Below are 16816 nucleotides of genomic sequence, written 5' to 3'. Positions count from 1 at the left end.
GCGACTGACGGGGAGAGACCCCAGGGTCGGGTGGGGCTCAGTCGCCCCCGGCCCGCGTGCCGTCCCTCGCTCCGAACCGCCGCGCCGCCGCCGCCAGGTGCGAGCGCACCACCAGCACATGCCCCGGCAGGATCAGCGCGAGGTAACACCGTCCGAGCCGGTTGTGGCAATGCACGACCGTGGTGACGACGGCCTCCCGGCGCGTCGATCCGTCGACCCGGCGGATCAGGATCGACAGCTTGAAGTCCAGATGCCGGTCCTGCTCGCCGAAGATCGCCTCACGAGGCGAGGCCTCGAGCACCCGGAAGATGTCGACGTGGGCGACGCCGATCTCGTCGAGGTGTCGGCGCATCGCCGCCGAGGTCTTCAGGCCGAAGGGCCGGACCGCGGCGTCGCGGATCGCCAGCAGCGCGCGGAACCAGGACGGCGGGTCGGCCAGCGCCGCGCGGGCGAGCGCCATCGCGTCGTCGGGCGCGTCCTCCGACAGCGTGATGGCGAAGGCGTCGGCCAGGTTCGCGTCGCCATGGGTCGGCGCGAGCCGGCTGTCGAGCGGTGGGGGCACGCGGCGGACGGGGGAGGACATCCGCCGCATTCCATCACGACTTCACCTCGCGACTTCAGCGATCACGATTTCGTGATCTTCACGTAGCGCAGATTCCACCCTGGCCCATTGGCCTTCACCGCGATCTGCTGCTGCCCGGCGGGCAAGGTCACGCGGTGCGAGACCGTCGTCCAGTTCTGCCAGCCGCCGGTCGAGGGCACGCCCACCGCGCCGTACACCGGCGCGCCGCCGGCCATCTCCAGCTGCAGACTGCCGCCGCCGTTCAGGCTGGCGACGCGGTACTCGACGGTGTAGGTGCCGCCCTGCGGCAGGTTGAGGTTCCACACCGCCCAGTCGCCGGCTTCGATCCAGCCCAGGTTCTGGCCGCCCTCGCTCGAGGCCTCCAGCTGCATGCCCGACTGCAGCGCGAAGTCCGAGGCCTGCAGCGTCGTCGTGAAGGCCGGCGTGCCGCCGTCCTTGCGGTAGACGCGCACGTAGTCGACGTACATCCGCGCGGGCAGCCGGCTCTCGTCGATGTTCCATTGCGGCCAGTTGCCGCCGACCGCCAGGTTCAGCAGCAGGAAGAAGTCGCGATGGAATTCCTCGGTGCTGTTGACGCTGTTGGTGATGTCGACGACGTGGTACTCGCGCCCATCGACGAACCAGCGGATGAAGCGCTCGTCCCACTCCACCGCGTACACGTGATAGTCCGCGACGTTGGTGGCGGTGTGCCCGCCGTAGGACGCATGGCCGCCGTCCGGCCCCTGCCAGTGGATGGTGCCGTGGATGTCGGGATCGGCGTTGACGTGTTCCATGATGTCGATCTCGCCGGAGGCCGGCCAGCCCACCGAGGTGATGTTGCTGCCCAGCATCCAGAAGGCCGGCCACATGCCCGAGCTCGACGGCGCCTTGACGCGCGCTTCGACGCGCCCGTACTTGAAGGTGGCCAGGCCCTGCGTCGTCATGCGCGCGGAGGTGTAGCGCATGCCGCCGAAGTCCTCGCGCCGGGCGGTGATGACGAGCTGGCCGTTCTCGACGCTCGCGTTCTCGCGGCGGTAGTACTGGAGCTCGTTGTTGCCCCAGCCGCCCGAGCCGGTGCCGGTCTCGAAGCGCCAGTGGGGGCCGATGCCGTTCGTGAACTCGTCCTGCCAGACGAGTTGCCAGTTCTGGGCCTGCGCCGCCAGGCCCGTCAAAGCAAGCGCGGCCGCGGCCAGCGATCGAATCCAGCGTGTCATGGGGATCTCCTCGGAACCAGTGGAGGAGACGCGCGCGAGGTCACGGCGTCTCCGGGTCCCGGTCCGGCGGACCGGGCGTCGACGCCCGAATGCAGCGGTAAGCCTGAAGGGCCGCTGGCGCGTGATGGCGCGCCGTGGCCTCTGGGTCCCAACTATCTGAAAGCGCTTTCAGAATGTCTCGCGGGAAAACCCGCAGGCGCTGCGCGCGTTGGTGACAAGCGGTTGCCGCGACAACCCGCCCGCGGCCTGGACGATCAGCGCCGGACCTTGCCGTCCTCGGTCAGGATGGTCATGTCCACGTAGCGCGAGCCGGCGTGGCGCTGGCTGGAGAAGTTGATGTAGAAGCCGCCGAGGTTGAGCTCGTTCTGGGCTTCCAGGCCGCTGATGACGCTGTCGGGCGTCGGGTTGTTGCCGGCGCGGCGCAGGCCTTCCACCATGGTCTTGGCGGCGATGAAGCCTTCCATGCCGGTGTAGCCCAGTTCCTTGTTGGCGGCCTTGCAGCGCTGGATGTATTCGCCGGCCACCGGCGTGAGGCCGGAGAACGGGAAGGGCACCACCTGCGACACCACCACCCCGCGCGCATCCTTGCCCAGCTCGGCCGCCAGCGCCTGCGCGCCGACGAAGGAGAGGTTGTAGAAGTTGCCCAGGAAACCGGCCTTGCGCGAGGCGCGGATGAAGGCGGCGCAGGACTTGTAGGCGGCAATCTGGACCACGCACTCCGGCTGGCCGGCCATGATCGAGCCCAGCGCGCCGCTGACGTCCACCGAGTTGCGTTCCACCGTGCCCTGCGACACCGGCGCCAGGTTGTGCTGCTTGAGCGCCGCCGTGACGCCGGCCAGGCCCGACTGGCCGTAGCTGTCGTTCTGCAGGAACACCGCGACGCGCTTGATGCCCACCGCCATCAGCTGCTTGACGATCTCGGCCGCCTCGTCGTTGTAGGACGCACGGATGTGGAAGAGGTGACGGTTGAAGGGCGTGCGCAGCGCCTCGGCGCCGGTGAAGGGCGCCACCAGCGGCACCTTGGCGGCCGTCAGCAGCGGCACCGCGGCCAGCGTGGTGGGCGTGCCGACGTAGCCGAACAGCGCGGTGACGCCGTCCTCGATCAGACGCCGGGTGTTGGCCGCGCAGCGCTCGGGCTCGTAGCCGTCGTCCAGGCTGCGCAACTCGATGCGCCGGCCGTTCACCCCGCCCCGCTGGTTGACCTGGTCGAACACCAGCATCGCGCCTTCCTTGAACTGCTCGCCCAGCTCGCGGGCCGGGCCGCTGAAGGGCGCCGACTGGCCCAGCAGGATGCGGGTGCTGTCAGCGAAGGCCGGCAGGCTGCCGGCGCCTGCGAGCGCGGCGAAGTTCTGGAGCAGGTGACGGCGGTTCATGGGCGTGGCACTTCCTGGCACTTCTGAAAAGGGCAGGATCTTCCGTGATGCCGCCGACAGAAGATGTGCGTACTTGTCACAACTCCGGATTTTCCAGATTGACCGTGGACAAATTCACGACGGTTTCAATCCGCGGCGGGTTCCGCGGGCGACACCGGCCGCACCAGGCCCCCGGCGAGCAAGGCCTCGACCTGCGCCGGCGGGACCGGCTTGCAGAAACCGAAGCCCTGCATCAGGTCGCAGCCCATGGCGATCAGCGCCGCCTCGTCGGCGTCGAGCTCGACCCCTTCCGCGACCACCGACATGCGCATCGCATGGGCCACCCGCACCATCGACTCCACCAGCATGCGCGAGTCGTCGTTGGCCGCCAGCCCGTGCACGAAGAGCCGGTCGATCTTGATCTTGCGGCAGCGCAGCCGGCGCAGGTAGGCCAGCGAGCTGTAGCCGGTGCCGAAGTCGTCGATCGCCAGGCCGTAGCCCAGTCCCTGCAGGGTGAAGACGAAGGAATCGGGCTTGTCGATGTCCTCGAAGCTCAGGCTCTCGGTGAGCTCGAACTCCACCTCGCCCGGGCCGAGCTGCAGCGCCTTGAGCTGCTGCAGGAAGCGCTCGCGGTGCTGCGGCTTGCGGCACTGCTCCCAGGACAGGTTGATGGCCACCGGCGGGCAGCCCAGGCCCTTGGCCTTCCAGCCGTCGAGGTCGCGGCGCAGCTGGCCGAGCATCGCCAGGCCCAGCTCCACGATCAGGCCGGAGGATTCAGCCACCGGGATGAAGTCCGCCGGCGAGACCCAGCCGCGCTCCGGATGGCGCCAGCGCGCCAGCGCCTCGAAGCCGCGGATGCGGCGCGTGGCGTCGTACTGCGGCTGGTAGGCGAGCTGGAACTCGCCCTGCATCAGGCCCTCGCGCAGGTCGTTCTCGAGCGCGAGGCGCGACTGCAGCGCCTCGCCCAGCTGCGGCGTGAACAGCTGGAAGGTGTCCTTGCCCATCTGCTTGGCCTGGCGCATCGCCGCGTCGGCGCAGCGCATCGCATCGCTGGCGTCGTCGGCCTGGTCGGGCAGCAGCACGGCGCCGGTGCTGGCATGCAGGTGCAGCCAGTGGCCGTCGAAGAACAACGGCTGGGCCAGGCCCGCCTGCAGGCGCTGCGCATAGGCCTGCAGCGCGGCCGCGTCGGGCCGCGGGGAGAGCAGCACCGCGAATTCGTCGGCCGACAACCGCGCGGCCGCGTCGCCGGGCCGGCAGAGCTGGCGCAGGCGCTGGCCGGTCGCCTGCAGCGCCGCATCGCCGGCGGCGTGGCCGAACTGGTCGTTGATCTGGGTGAAGTTGTCCAGGTCCAGCAGCAGCAGCGCTGCGCCGCCGTCCTGGCGCAGCGCCTTCTCCAGCAGCCGGCGAAGGTGCTCGCGGTTGGGCAGGTCGGTGAGCGCGTCGAAGCGGGCGAGGTAGCGGGTGCGGCGCTCCGCCTCCTGCATCTGCGCGCGCAGCCGCTTGGACAGCAGCCAGGCCAGGCCGGCGGTAGCCGCCAGCGTGCCCAGCGTCGCGCCGATGAACTGCGCCAGGTCCCACCACATCGGCAGCCGGCTGGCCTCGACGGACAGCGTGCCCACCGCCTGGCCGTCGGCCATCACCGGCACCTCCAGCGCCACCTGTCCGGCCCAGGCCTCCAGGCGCGAGCGCTGCGCGGCCGGCCGGGTGTAGACCGCGGACGGCTGGCCGTCGCGCTTGAGCAGCCGTGCCCGCAGCGTGGCGGGATTCTGGCGCAGCGCCTGCAGGATCTCGCCGGCCTCGTCGCGGCTGTCGAAGACCAGTGCGGCGGAGGCCGTCTGCGCCACGATGCCGGCCTGGGTGCGCAGGTCCTCGAGCTGGCGCTGCTGCAACCGCCAGTACTGCATCACGCTGAGCAGCAGGGCGAAGGTGAGCAGCGCGGCCAGCGACACGGCCAGCTCGCGCCAGCGTTCCAGCGCGTCGAGGATCTTGGCGTTCATGGCGAAGTGGCGGGGTGACGCACGTAGCGCGCCAGGCGCAGCAGCTTCGCGCTGATGGCCAGGCCGGCGCGCCGGACGGCGTCGAGGTCGACGTCGAAGACGATACGCCCGTCCTCGATCTGGAGGTTGAGCATGGCGCCCTGGTCCAGCATGCCGGCCTGGTCGGACAGCACCAGCACGGGCTGGCGGTCGAGCAGGGCGCGCCAGGCGGGTTTGGGCTCGGACAGGTAGAGCAGGTGGCAGCCGGCGAGCTGGTCCGGGCGGGCGAGGCGGCGCACCTCGATCGCCAGGTGCCGGATCGAGCGCCCGGTCAGCCCCTGCAGGGCCGTCTCCAGGCCGCTGTCGCCGGCGGTGCACAGCTGCAGCGCGCGGCCGTGTTCCCGCTCCGCGGGCCAGTTGACGAACATCAGCGCGCGGTAGACCACCTCGGCCTTCAGGCCGTCCGGTCCGGCGGCCTGCGCCGCGACCGGGCGCAGCGGCGCCGCGCCTGCGAGCGCGAGCAGCAGCAGCGCCGCCATGCGCCAGGGGCGCAGGTCGGTCGGTCGTCGAAGCAGGCGAGCGCGCATCGGCATCGTCGGCGGCTCAGAAGGCGGTGCGCCACGCCAGGCGCCAGGCGCGGCGCGATTGCGGGATCGCGCTCAGCGCGGCGTCGGGGGATGAGGGGTCGAGGTTGTCGCGGTCCAGCAGGTTGTCCACCTGCAACGCCAGGCTCTGGCGCGCGTCGATGCGGTAGCTCAGCTGGGCGTTGACGAAGCAGGCGGGCGGCACCTTCACGCGTCCCAGCCGCGTGCCCAGCGCGGTCCACTCGACGCCGAGCTGCCAGGCTCGCCATTGCGGCGTGATCGCATGGCCCTTGACCATCCAGGTGGGCGCGTTGCTCAGGCGCCGGCCCTGCTCGTCGCGGGCGTCCATCCAGGAGGCGCTGGCGCGCCACAGCCAGCCGCCCTCGACGCGCTGCTCCACGCCCAGGTCCAGGCCGCGCAGACGCACGCGGCCGCGGTTGACGTACTGCACCACGGCGTCGGGGTCGTCGCTGAGCGGCACCTGTTCGATCAGGCGGTTCAGGCGGGTGTCGTAGAGGTTGGCGCTGAGCGCCTGGCCCGAGGCGAGCAGGTATTCCCAGGCGAGCTCGGCGGAGCCGAGCCGCTCGGGCTTGAGCCCCGGATTGGCCAGCTGCGTCTGGCCGCCGTCGTCGTAATAGCGCTCGTAGAGGTTGGGCGAGCGGAAGGAGCGCGCCCACATCAACTTCAGGGTCTGGCGTTCGTCCGGCCGGAAGACCAGCACCGTGCGCGGCGACAGCGCCGGCGAGAAGCCGCGCGCGTGGTCCAGCCGCAGGCCGGTCGTCAGCTGCCAGTGCTGCGACAAACGCCACTGGTCCTGCACGGACAGCGCGGCGGAATCCTGCGAGACGTCGCTGTCGAGCCGCGACTCGTAGGGCGCCACCTGGTAGTTGCGCTGGATGCCGTAGGGCGAGGTGCGGATCTCCGCGCCGGCCATCAGCTCGTGGTTGAGCAGGCCGCGCCAGAGCACGCGCGCGTCGAGCGTGAGCCACTGGGCATAGGCCTCGTCGCGGTCGATGACGTCCGGCGACTGGCCGAAGACGTAGCGGCCGCGGAAGTCGTACTGCGACAGCCCCAGGCGCAGGCTGCGCCGCAGGTCGTCCTGCCAGCCCTCGTCGTAGGCGGCCTCGACCATCAGCTGGCGGTCGGTGTAGCGGGTGCCGGACACGCCGGGCAGCGTGCCGTAGGGGGCGGTCGGCGCGTCCTTGTCGCGCTGCACCGCGGCCATCGACAGCTTCCAACGGCCGAGCCGGTACTTGGCCAGCACCGCGGCCTGGCGCTCGCCGTCCAGGCCGCGGATCCAGCCGTCGGCGGTGCCGAGCTCCGGGAGGAAGAGCGTCTCGCCGGCGGTGCGCTGCAGGTTCAGTCCGATGAAGAGGTCGCCGCCCGCGGCGTCGGTGGCGCCGTAATGCATTTCGACCCGGCGCTGCCCGCGCGAGCCGGCGCTGCCGAGCACGGACAGGCCCGGCGCGTCGGCGCCGTCCAGCGTGACGACGTTCACGACGCCCAGCAGCGCGTTGCTGCCGTAGATCGACGACCCCGGCCCCTGGACCAGCTCCACCCGCTTGGCCCATTCCGCGACGACGGGGAATTCCAGCTGCGGCAGGCCCTGGTCGTAGATGGCGTCGTTGACGCGCTGGCCGTCGATGGCCATGAGCACGCGGGAGTTGTAGTCGCCGGGCCGGTTGAACCCGCGCACGCCGAGGTTGCTGTAGCTGCGCGTGTTGCCGAGGTAGACGCCGGGCAGGCGGCCGAGCATGTCGCCGATGGTCTGGTGGCCCAGCGCGGCGGACTCCTGGCGGGTGATCACGCTGACCGCGGCGGGCGCGTCCATCAGGCTCTGGGCGTAACGCGACGGGCCTTGCACCTCGCGCCGGAGCAGCGCCTCGAGCTGGTCCTCGTCTTCCGCGCCCGGCGCCGCATGGGCGCCCGCGTGCGTGAGCAGGCCCAGCAGGCCGCATGCGGCCGATGCGATCAGGTACTTCACGAGGCAACGCCGTGCGGCGGCAACGGCGGTGGTGGTGGGGAGGTCGCGAAGCTTAGCGACGGAGGGCGGAAAGCGCGCTGTCAGACTTCACGGAAGCGACATGAACGGCGGGGACGGTTGCACTGTTCGGAAGCCGGACCTCGGTCGAGCGTCGCCGCCGCTCGCCGCGAAGGCCCATGGCGTGACGCGAGCTCCGCGGTGCTCAACGCACCAGCCGGCCGCCGACGCCGAGCACGGCGAAGTCCACGTAGCGCGACGGCGCCTGGCCCTTGCCGAAGGTCAGGCGGTGGCCGCCGACGTCGGTCTCGAAGCCGCGTTCCAGCGTCTCGGTGAGGGCGGCCGCGCCGGGGGCGCTGCGCTCCAGGGCGCGCACCAGCGCCTTGGCGGCGATGAAGCCCTCCAGCGAGCGCGAGGACAGTTCCGGATCCTTGGCGTTCTGGCTCAGGCGCAGGTAGTCGCGCACCACCTCGCGGTCCAGGCGGTCGTCGGTCGGCAGCACCAGCGAGAAGGCGAAGCCGCGCGCGCGCTCGGGTCCGAGCTTCTTGAGCAGCGCCTGCACGTCGATGATGGACATGCCGTACAGCCCGGCGCGTCCGCCGGCGGCCTGGTAGCGGCTGGTGAACTCGATCGCGGCGGCGGTCGTGGCGGCGAGGAAGATCACGTCCGGCGTCTGCTTGACCATCTCGTCCACCGCCTTGCCGACCTCGGTGGTGTTGCGCGCGTAACCCGACTGGGCGACCAGCGTGAGGCCGTGGGTCTTGGCCGAGGCCTGCGCGCCGGCCAGCGCGTCGCGCCCGAGGCCGTCGTCCTGGTAGACGACCGCGACGCGGGTGCGGCCCATCTCGCCGAGCTGGCGGAACAGGCGTTCGACTTCCTCGCGGTAGCTCGCCTTGACCGGATACATGCCGCGCGCCGTGAGGATGCTGGTCGCGCCGGAGATCGCGCCGACCATGGAGACGTGGGTCTTCTCGAGCACGCCGTCCTGCTTGAGCGCTTCCAGGTTGGAGGTGCCGACGGTGCCGATCAGCGCCGTCGGAGCGTCCTGGGCGATCATTTCCTTGACCAGCCGCACCGTTTCCTCGGGCTTCTGCGCGTCGTCGCGGGTGACGAACTTGATGCGCTGGCCGCGGACGCCGCCGCGGGCGTTGACCTCGTCGATCCACAGCTTGGCGCCGGCGCGGATGGCCTTGCCGGTGACGGCCTGCGGTCCGCTGAACGGGGCGACCTGGCCCACGACGATGTCGGCATGGACCGCCGGCGCGGCGGCCAGGCAGAGGAGGGCCAGCAAGCGGCGGGCAGCGCGAGGGAGGGCGAGGGTCATGGTCGTGACGGCGGGCGTGCGGGGTCCCGCATTGTCGTCAATGCGGCCGCGGGAGTCATAACGGCTGGGCGAGGGGAGGACGCGCGGTGCTCAAGGACCGGTCGCGACCCCGGCCGCCGTCCCGTCAAGCGCAGCCGCAGCGGCTAGCTCCCGCTGCGGGCGAGCAGCCGGTCGCCGCCGCGAGATCGACGCGCTTGGCCAGCGCCGCGGCGTTCTCCTTGCGCTCGCTGTAGCGGTCGAGCAGGTAGGGGCCCAGGTCGCGGGTCAGGAGCGTGAACTTGAAGAGCTCCTCCATCACGTCGACCACGCGGTCGTAGAACGCGGAGGGCTTCATGCGGCCTGCCTCGGTGAACTCGGCGAAGGCCTTGGCGACCGACGACTGGTTCGGGATGGTGAGCATGCGCATCCAGCGGCCCAGCACCCGCATCTGGTTCACCGCATTGAAGGACTGCGATCCGCCCGACACCTGCATCACCGCCAGCGTCTTGCCCTGCGTCGGACGCACCGATCCCGTCGACAACGGGATCCAGTCGATCTGCGATTTCATGATCCCGGTCATCGCTCCGTGGCGTTCCGGCGAGCACCAGACCATGCCCTCGGACCAGGCGGCGAGCGCGCGCAGCTCCTGCACCTTCGGATGCGACTCGGGAGCGTCGTCCGGCAGCGGCAGGCCGGCCGGATTGAAGATCCGCACCTCCGCGCCCATCGCCTCGAGCAGGCGGGCGGCCTCGAAGGTCAGCAGCCGGCTGTAAGAACGCTCGCGCAGCGAGCCGTACAGCATCAGGATGCGCGGCCGATGCCGCGACGGCGCGGGCACGGTCAGGCGGTCCTGGCTGGGCACGTCGAACAGCGCGCCATCCAGCGCGGGGAAGTCGGCATCGGGGAAGAGGGTGTCAGACATGGGGCGCGGGTGTCGAGGTGGGGGAGGGGGCGTGGCGGAGCTCGCCGGGAGGCGGGGACAGGCAGCGGTTCACGGCCACGGCGAGGGCCGCGCCGATCAGCTCGGCGACGATGAAGCCGGGCGCGCTGGCCGGCGCGATGCCGGCGAAGCTGTCGCTGAACATGCGGCCGACCACGGCGGCCGGGTTGGCGAAGGAGGTCGAGGCGGTGAACCAGTAGGCCGCGCCGATGTAGGCCGCCACCAGGGCCGCCACGCGCGACGCCGGCGCGCGCAGGATCACCAGCAGCAGGCCGAAGGTGGCGACGCCCTCGGCGATCCATTGGCCCGCGCCCGCGCGTGGCTTGGAGGAGAACTGCAGCAAGGTCATGTCGAACATCGCATGCGCCAGCCAGGCGCCGAGCACGGCACCCGCCAGCTGGGCGACGACGTAGGGCAGCAGCGCGGGTCCAGGCAGCGCGCCACGCCAGGCCATGACCAGGCTGACGGCCGGGTTGAAGTGGGCGCCGCTGATGGGGCCGAAGACCTCGATCAGCACGATCAGGCCGCCGACCGTGGCCAGGGTGTTGGCCAGCAGCGCGATGGCGGCGTTGCCGCCGGCGAGCCGCTCGGCCATGACGCCGGAGCCGATCACGATGGCCAGCAGCAAGGCCGTGCCCAGGCCCTCCGCGAGCAGTTGGCGACGCAGGTCCATCGCGTCAGCTCCGCGAGATGGCGGCCAGCGCCTGCTGCAGTTCGGCCCGTCCCATCGTCGCCAGCGGCAGTTGCAGCAGCTGCAGCATGCGGTAGCCGATGGCCTGCCGCGTCAGCTCGAACGCGCGGCGCTTGCCTGGCTCGCCCCCCTCGGCATCGGACGGATCCGGGTATCCCCAGTGCACCTTGACCGGTTGACCGGTGCCGCCGAAGAAGACCGGGCACTGCTCGGCCGCGGCGCTGTCGCACACGGTGATGACGATGGACAGCGGCGGCGCGTCCGATGAGGTGAACTCGTCCCAGCTCTTGCTGCGGCAGCCCGCGGTGTCGACGCCGGAGGCCTGCAGCGCCTCGAGGGCGAATGGGTTGACGCGCCCACTGGGCGCGCTGCCGGCGCTGAAGGCTCGCACGTCCTTGCCGATGTGCTTCGCCCAGTGATTGAGCATGCCCTCGCCGAGCACGCTGCGCGCGGAGTTGTGGGTGCAGAGGATCAGCACATGGACGGTCATGGTTCAGCGGCTTCCGGGAGGTGAGGGCGACAACGGCGTGGGCATTCAGCAACCGCAGCCGGACGGGGCCGACGGCAGGGCGCAGGACGCGCCCTGGCAGCAGTTCTCGGTGAGGTAGCCCAGCAGCTCGTTCATGCGGGCGTACGCGGCGCGGTAGATGAGGTTGCGGCTGGAGCGCTCCTGCGTCACCAGACCCGACCCCACCAACTCCTTGAGGTGGAACGACAGCGTCGCGGCCGGCACGCCCAGCCCCTCCTGGATCGCACCGGGCGTCAGGCCGCTGTCGCCGACAACGACCAGCGCACGATAGATCTGCAGGCGCAGCGGTTGGGCCAGGGCGCCCAGGGCGCGGACGACGTCGTCTTGTTCCATCATTCGAGAATAGTCGAAATGATGGCGGAGAGCAATGCTTCCGATCACCGCGGTTCGGGGCGGGCGAGCGAGTCCGCTGGCGCTGGCTTGCTCAGGGCGCCATTCGGGTCATCAGGAGTCCTTACACTCCGCCGCTCAAAGAACGAGGACCACCGGCGATGGCCGGCCAGGGAGCGAGGAATGGGCATGAATGCGAGGACGCGCGCGGCTTGGGGCCGGGCGCGAGGATGGTTGGCCTTGTGCGTGGGCGTCGTGGCGCTCAGCGCCTGCGGTGGTGGCGGGGGTGGAGGATCGGATGCCGGCATCAGCCCGCCACCGGCGGGCGCGGCGTCGCTGATTCCCGTGGCCCCGGCACCCGGGGCGGTGCTTCAGGCCGATGCGGCCACGCTGCGGCCGCTGGCGACCGGCCACCTGTGGCGCTATCGCGGGGTCAGCGTGGTGCAGGGCAATGCCAGCCCGGCCTACACGACGGACGTCACGATCGCCGCGTCGGGCGGGGCCTGGACCGAGTCGGCGACCAACGCGAGCAACGAAGGCGCCGCGTCGCATGGGGTGGCGCTCGAAGGCGGCAGCGTGGTCGTCACGGAGCAGTTCGACTTCACCGGCAAGGGATCGGGCGAGACCGTCCGGATGACGCAGCTGCGCTCGCCGGTGCGGGTCGACGACCAATGGACGATCCTGGAGCGGCGCTTCACCGACACCGCGATCGACGTGGACGGCGACAAGCGGACCGACGCGGTCGACGTGGCGATGTATGCGCGCGTGATCGGCGAGGAATCGGTGGCGCTGCCCCGCATGGTGGCGGTCAAGGCGGTTCGCGTGGACACCAAGCCGCTGGTGCGCGTCGTGCCCAGCAGCACCGGCACGCCGGGCGAGGTGACGACGCTGGAGATCTCGGATTGGTATGCGCCGGGCATCGGCCTCGTCCAGGAGCGCACGCGCGCGCCCCTGCCCAACAGCACGGTGCTGCGCGAGACGACCGAGGTGCTCCTCGGCTACGACATCGGCAGCGATGGCGGCGGCATCGCTCTTTACCGTTCCGCACAGGTGCCGGCGACGGCGCAGTCGATGGCCGGCGAGTTGCTGCCGGAGGCGGACAAGATCGTCGCCGTCGGGGAAGTCGGCAACGAGGTGCTGCTGTTCCAGCAGTCCAGCGCGAGCACGGCTTCCGACCTGATCGTGTCGCGCCTGGATCGCAACGGCCGGGTGCTCGACACGTTGCGCCACACGGGGCTGTCCCGCAACGGGGTGGTTCCGCCGATGCTGCACGCGAGCGGAGCGGTCGTTCTGGGTCGCGCGGAGAACCGGCCGGCCGAGGAGGTGCAGCTGCTGAGCTTCGACGCTCGCGGCGCGCTGTCCGCGACGCGGCCGACGATCAACCTTCGCAGCTCGAGCGATTTCCCGGATCAGGCGGTGCAGTTCGGTCCGGTGTCCGCCACCACGGACGGCCGGATCGTCTGGCTGCTGTGGGAGCGCGCAGGCCTCTTCGGGACCGCTCCGACGCTGGTGCTGCGCGGCTTCGACATGAACGGCGCGCCGACGGACCGCGAAGTCCGTCTCGAGGGATCGGCGACCAGCCAGCAGCGGCTGGCGATGTCGGGGCGCTACGTGATGGCGACGTGGAAGCGGCGCAATCCGATCAGCGGTTTCGACCAGCAACTGGCCGCCATCGAGCCGAACTCGCTCAGCGGCACGCGGACGACGATCGCCTCGGACCTACCCGCGTTCCCCAACTACGTCACCGACTATGGTTTCTTCAACCAGGTCACAGGCACCACCCTGGCGTGGGTCCGCGGCCTGGGCAGCGGGAGCGACCTCCCGGGCGTCGGCATGCTGCGCGTCAGCGGCGGGATGATGCCGCTGCGTGCCACCACCGGTCCGCTCGATACCGAACTCGTCACCGGCCTGCCGCCGACCGGGTCGATGTCGCAACTGGCCGGGCGCGGTCAGCGGATCTTCCACATGCAGGTCGTGCGCGGCGCGCCGTGGTCCGACATGACGGCGGAAGCCACGACGCTGCTGAAACTGAGCTGGGTCGACGCCGAGGAGCGCCCGCTGAGCCAGACGCCGGTGCGCTCGATCGAGCTGCTGCCGGATCGCGCGGACATGCCGTCGACGATGGTGGCGCTGTCGGACCGCGTGCTCGGATTCAGCGGGGTCACGCAGCTCAGGACGACGGTGATGTGGGTGCCGAAGGAGGCGCGGTGAGGGGCCTCGGTTTCCTTGGGACCTTGTCCTTGCTGCCGAGCCGAGCGCTGATCCTGGCGATCGGTCTCGGGATCGGTGGAGCGGCCCTGGCTTCCGGCGGTCCGCCGGAGCCGGCCAGCTGCGACTTCGCCGCCTTCGTCGAGGAGACCGATCCCGCCGGGCTCAACGTGCGCGCGGAGCCGTCGAGCGCCGCGCCGGTGCTGGGCAAGCTGCCGCCCGTCTGGACCGATGGCTCCGGCATGCGCGCGCGCGCGCTGGTGAAGGTCACCGCAAGCTCGAACGGCTGGTTCCGCATCCGCGAGGCCTTCGACGATGAAGCCTTGACGGGCCAACCGGCGCGGCCGGTCTACGAAGGCGAGGGCTGGGTCAGCGGACGCAAGCTCATCGTGAAGTCGCAGGCCAACACCGGCCGCACCCGCCCCGACCCCAAGGCGCCCGTCGCCGTCCAGCTCAAGGACGGCCTGGTCTTCGACGGCAGCAGCACGATGACGGCGGGTCGCCTCGTCGATTGCCGCGGCAGCTGGGTGCAGGTGGATTACGACGAATCCCGCTTCTCCGCCGAGATGCGGCCCTACCTGCAGGTTTCGCCCGCCGCCCGTGCCGGCCAACCCAAGGGCCGCTTCCGTGCCTGGCTGGATCAGATCTGCGGCATCCAGGAGACCACCTGCGACGGGTCGTCGTCGCTCGACGCGAAGTAGCGCACGGCGCGGGCTCCCACCCATCATGAATCCCATCCTCACGCTCACCCGCGTGACGCCCGCTGACGCCGCGCTCCTCGACAGGCTCTGGCAGTTCTACGAACTCGAGTCGTCGTTCTGGTCCGGCGAGGACATCGACGAGACGGGTCGATTCACCTCGCTGGACGACTTCCTCGAGCGCCTGGGCACGCCCGACCCGTTCGACTGGGCCTACCTGATCCGCCATGAAGGCCAGCTCGCCGGCCTGCTGCTGGTCGGCCACCAGAACCTGCGCGGCCAGTCGATCATGGAGTTCTGCGACCTGTACGTGCTGCCCAAGTTCCGCGGTCGCGGCCTCGCCTCCGAGGTGGTCCGCCAGGTGGTGCTGGCCTCGGACCACCCGTGGCTGATCTGCGTGTTCCGGGCGGATGCGCAGGCGCTGCGCTTCTGGCGTCGCGCGTTCGAGCGCCTGCCGTTCGCCTCGGTCCACGAGGAGTCGCCTTCAGAGGATCCCGACCTGCACGAGTTCATCGTCATGCCGCCCGCGTGACGGTGCGCGCGCGGCGGCACGGCCTGCCTCGTCAGGCCTTCTTCAACTGCTCGGCGACGAAGGCCTGATACGTGCGCATCGGTCGGCCGAGGATCGCTTCCAACTGCTGCACGGCGCCGTCGGCCGGGATCTGGCCGACCTGCTGGATGCGCTCCATCATGAGCCGCAGGTCATAGGCCATCCAGGGCGGGACATGGTTCTGGACCAGTTGCGCTTCAAAGGCACCGACGTCATCGCCGCCGTAGTGGATCTGGCGGCCCAGCGCCTGGCTCCAGACGGCCGTCGCTGATTCCCCGGTGAACAGTTCCCGGCCGGCGACGTCGAGGGTGACCGCGGGCAGCGGTCCTTCCGCGCGGTCGCGGCGCAGCAGTTCCGCCACGGCGATGTCGGCGATGTCGCGCGCGTCGACCATCGCGACGCCGGTGGTGCCGATGGGCATCGGGAACACGCCGTAGCCCTCGATGACCGGCTGGATGCCGATGTCGTTCTGCATGAAGTACGCCGGACGCAGGACCGTCGCGGGCAGGCTCAGCCGGTCGATCATCCGTTCCACCGTGTGCTTGCTGGTGAAGTGCGGCACCTCCGGATATTTGTCGGCGTTGATGACCGACAGATAGACGATGCGCCGGATGCCGGCCTCGCGCGCCACGTTCAGCGCCTGCAGCGACTGGGTGAGCTCGTCGGCCACCAGCGCGTTGAGCAGGAACAGGGTGCGCACGCCGGTCATCGCCGCCCGCAGGGAGGCGACGTCGGTGAGGTCGCCGACGACGGCCTGGACGCCTTCAGGCAGCGACGCCTTGCCGGGTTGACGGACCAGGGCGCGGACCTGGGCGCCTTGCTCGGCCAGGCCGCGAACGACGAGGGAACCGATGGTTCCGGTGGAACCGATGACGAGGATGCTCATTTGAAACTCCGTTTGAAGAAGGGGTGTGTCGGGGTGACGGACGAAAGATAGGCCGTTGCAGTCGATGAACACAGCCGCCAGAATCGAGACATCCCGTCTCGGATCCGGAACACATGGACCTCAATGCCCTGGTGGACTTCAACCTGGTCGCCACCCACGGCGGCTTCGGGCGCGCCAGTCGCGCCAGCCGCCGCTCGAAGGCCACGCTGTCGCGTCGCGTGGCGGATCTGGAAGAGCAGCTCGGCGTGCGGCTGATCGAGCGCAGCGCCAAGGGGCTGGAGCTGACCGACGCTGGCCGGCAGTTGCTCAGCCGGACCGCGGGTCCGATGGGCGAGGTGCTGGACGCGTTCACCGCGACGCGGGAGGGCGACGGCCAGGTGGCCGGCCGGCTGCGGGTGGCCGCCCCGGTGCTCTTCTCGCAGCTCGCGATGGGGCGTCATTGCGCCGAGTTCCGCCAGCGCTATCCGGGCGTCACGGTCGAGGTGGTGGCGGAGGATCGGGTGGTGGACCTGGTCGAAGAGCAGTTCGACGTGGCGATCCGTCCGAACCCCCGGCCGGACACGACGCTCGTGGGCAGGAGCTTCGCCAAGGACCGGCTCGTCGTGGTGGCGGCGCCGTCGATCGCGAAGCCGCGGCGAAGCAGAACGCCGGTGCGGGTGCCTGCCGTGGTCAATGCCTTTCGCGACGGCGAGACCTGGCCCCTGGACGGCACCGGCCTGACGCTGGAGCCGGTGCCCGTGTTGCGGCTGTCGTCCATGCTGATGCTGCGCGACGCCGCGATCGCCGGGGCCGGCGTCGCGCAGGTGCCGCAGTCGATCGTCTGGGACCAGCTCGCGAAGGGCGCGCTGGTGCAATGGGGCGCGACGGGCGGCAAGGAGGTGGATCTGTGGGTGCTCCACACCTCGCGACGACTGGCCAGCCCGAAGGTCAAGGCCTTCGTGGACTTCATGTCATCGTGCTATCCCGATGGCCAGCTGGTGCTGGCCGGTTAGACGGCGCGGGACAAGGGCTT

The 16816-nt window shown here is 70.7% G+C and carries 16 protein-coding genes; 4 read left to right on the top strand and 12 right to left on the bottom strand.

What is annotated here, in order from left to right; all coding sequences use genetic code 11:
* Positions 1-37 precede the first annotated feature (37 nt).
* The 11 genes from FHT38_RS17625 to FHT38_RS17575 form a co-directional block, all read right to left on the bottom strand.
* On the bottom strand, positions 38-583 hold the full coding sequence (locus tag FHT38_RS17625) for a DUF2867 domain-containing protein (protein ID WP_183492722.1): 546 nt from the start codon (positions 581-583) through the stop codon (positions 38-40).
* 41 nt (positions 584-624) lie between these two features.
* On the bottom strand, positions 625-1776 hold the full coding sequence (locus FHT38_RS17620; RefSeq protein ID WP_183492721.1) for a carbohydrate-binding protein: 1152 nt from the start codon (positions 1774-1776) through the stop codon (positions 625-627).
* Between the two features lie 254 nt (positions 1777-2030).
* Positions 2031-3149, bottom strand: coding sequence for an ABC transporter substrate-binding protein (locus FHT38_RS17615; protein ID WP_091726485.1), 1119 nt, complete (start codon positions 3147-3149; stop codon positions 2031-2033).
* Between the two features lie 125 nt (positions 3150-3274).
* A complete protein-coding gene (locus tag FHT38_RS17610) occupies positions 3275-5125 on the bottom strand; it encodes a bifunctional diguanylate cyclase/phosphodiesterase (protein WP_183492720.1) in 1851 nt (616 codons plus the stop codon).
* Positions 5122-5691: a YfiR family protein gene (locus tag FHT38_RS17605; RefSeq protein ID WP_183492719.1), complete on the bottom strand. Its 570-nt coding sequence runs from the start codon at positions 5689-5691 to the stop codon at positions 5122-5124. The genes FHT38_RS17610 and FHT38_RS17605 overlap by 4 nt, the downstream gene beginning before the upstream one ends.
* Positions 5692-5707: 16 nt before the next feature.
* Positions 5708-7672 carry a TonB-dependent siderophore receptor gene (locus FHT38_RS17600; RefSeq protein ID WP_183492718.1) on the bottom strand — a complete coding sequence of 655 codons (1965 nt, stop codon included), beginning with the start codon at positions 7670-7672 and terminating at the stop codon, positions 5708-5710.
* Between the two features lie 202 nt (positions 7673-7874).
* Entirely contained in the window at positions 7875-8993 is a 1119-nt protein-coding gene (locus tag FHT38_RS17595; RefSeq protein WP_183482193.1) for an ABC transporter substrate-binding protein, read from the bottom strand.
* Between the two features lie 124 nt (positions 8994-9117).
* Positions 9118-9894: an arsenical resistance protein ArsH gene (gene arsH, locus FHT38_RS17590; protein ID WP_183492717.1), complete on the bottom strand. Its 777-nt coding sequence runs from the start codon at positions 9892-9894 to the stop codon at positions 9118-9120.
* On the bottom strand, positions 9887-10585 hold the full coding sequence (locus FHT38_RS17585; protein WP_183492716.1) for an MIP/aquaporin family protein: 699 nt from the start codon (positions 10583-10585) through the stop codon (positions 9887-9889). Before FHT38_RS17585 ends, arsH begins: the two co-directional genes overlap by 8 nt.
* Positions 10586-10589: 4 nt before the next feature.
* Positions 10590-11093, bottom strand: coding sequence for an arsenate reductase ArsC (locus FHT38_RS17580; RefSeq protein WP_183492715.1), 504 nt, complete (start codon positions 11091-11093; stop codon positions 10590-10592).
* Positions 11094-11138: 45 nt separating this feature from the next.
* Entirely contained in the window at positions 11139-11465 is a 327-nt protein-coding gene (locus FHT38_RS17575) for a helix-turn-helix transcriptional regulator (RefSeq protein WP_091726457.1), read from the bottom strand.
* Between the two features lie 237 nt (positions 11466-11702).
* On the opposite strand from FHT38_RS17575, the gene FHT38_RS17570 reads away from it, so the two are divergent.
* Genes FHT38_RS17570 through FHT38_RS17560 form a run of 3 tightly spaced genes read left to right on the top strand, consistent with a single transcriptional unit; the run spans position 11703 to position 14900 of the window.
* Positions 11703-13673, top strand: a complete 1971-nt coding sequence (locus FHT38_RS17570) for a hypothetical protein (protein ID WP_183492714.1) — start codon at positions 11703-11705, stop codon at positions 13671-13673.
* A 29-nt stretch (positions 13674-13702) separates the two neighbouring features.
* A complete protein-coding gene (locus FHT38_RS17565) occupies positions 13703-14371 on the top strand; it encodes an SH3 domain-containing protein (RefSeq protein ID WP_183492713.1) in 669 nt (222 codons plus the stop codon).
* Positions 14372-14396: 25 nt separating this feature from the next.
* Positions 14397-14900: a GNAT family N-acetyltransferase gene (locus tag FHT38_RS17560; protein ID WP_183492712.1), complete on the top strand. Its 504-nt coding sequence runs from the start codon at positions 14397-14399 to the stop codon at positions 14898-14900.
* A 31-nt stretch (positions 14901-14931) separates the two neighbouring features.
* Here the strand turns inward: FHT38_RS17560 and FHT38_RS17555 are convergent, their stop codons facing one another.
* Positions 14932-15804: an NmrA/HSCARG family protein gene (locus tag FHT38_RS17555; protein WP_183492711.1), complete on the bottom strand. Its 873-nt coding sequence runs from the start codon at positions 15802-15804 to the stop codon at positions 14932-14934.
* 113 nt (positions 15805-15917) lie between these two features.
* Here FHT38_RS17555 and FHT38_RS17550 point away from each other — a divergent pair, with 113 nt between their 5' ends.
* The gene (locus FHT38_RS17550; protein WP_183492710.1) at positions 15918-16796 is read left to right on the top strand and encodes a LysR family transcriptional regulator; all 879 of its coding nucleotides are present in this window, start codon (positions 15918-15920) and stop codon (positions 16794-16796) included.
* Positions 16797-16816 lie beyond the last annotated feature (20 nt).

This window comes from Mitsuaria sp. BK041, assembly GCF_014193085.1.
Lineage (GTDB): Bacteria > Pseudomonadota > Gammaproteobacteria > Burkholderiales > Burkholderiaceae_C > Roseateles.
The sequence above is the reverse complement of the archived record's forward strand: the minus strand, read 5'-3'. Positions and strand labels throughout refer to the sequence as shown.

Coding starts and splice junctions, on each gene's coding strand:
- FHT38_RS17625 (WP_183492722.1), bottom strand. CDS start 583: ATGTCCTCCCCCGTCCGCCGCGTGCCCCCACCGCTCGACAGCCGGCTC.
- FHT38_RS17620 (WP_183492721.1), bottom strand. CDS start 1,776: ATGACACGCTGGATTCGATCGCTGGCCGCGGCCGCGCTTGCTTTGACG.
- FHT38_RS17615 (WP_091726485.1), bottom strand. CDS start 3,149: ATGAACCGCCGTCACCTGCTCCAGAACTTCGCCGCGCTCGCAGGCGCC.
- FHT38_RS17610 (WP_183492720.1), bottom strand. CDS start 5,125: ATGAACGCCAAGATCCTCGACGCGCTGGAACGCTGGCGCGAGCTGGCC.
- FHT38_RS17605 (WP_183492719.1), bottom strand. CDS start 5,691: ATGCGCGCTCGCCTGCTTCGACGACCGACCGACCTGCGCCCCTGGCGC.
- FHT38_RS17595 (WP_183482193.1), bottom strand. CDS start 8,993: ATGACCCTCGCCCTCCCTCGCGCTGCCCGCCGCTTGCTGGCCCTCCTC.
- arsH (WP_183492717.1), bottom strand. CDS start 9,894: ATGTCTGACACCCTCTTCCCCGATGCCGACTTCCCCGCGCTGGATGGC.
- FHT38_RS17585 (WP_183492716.1), bottom strand. CDS start 10,585: ATGGACCTGCGTCGCCAACTGCTCGCGGAGGGCCTGGGCACGGCCTTG.
- FHT38_RS17580 (WP_183492715.1), bottom strand. CDS start 11,093: ATGACCGTCCATGTGCTGATCCTCTGCACCCACAACTCCGCGCGCAGC.
- FHT38_RS17575 (WP_091726457.1), bottom strand. CDS start 11,465: ATGGAACAAGACGACGTCGTCCGCGCCCTGGGCGCCCTGGCCCAACCG.
- FHT38_RS17560 (WP_183492712.1), top strand. CDS start 14,397: ATGAATCCCATCCTCACGCTCACCCGCGTGACGCCCGCTGACGCCGCG.
- FHT38_RS17555 (WP_183492711.1), bottom strand. CDS start 15,804: ATGAGCATCCTCGTCATCGGTTCCACCGGAACCATCGGTTCCCTCGTC.
- FHT38_RS17550 (WP_183492710.1), top strand. CDS start 15,918: ATGGACCTCAATGCCCTGGTGGACTTCAACCTGGTCGCCACCCACGGC.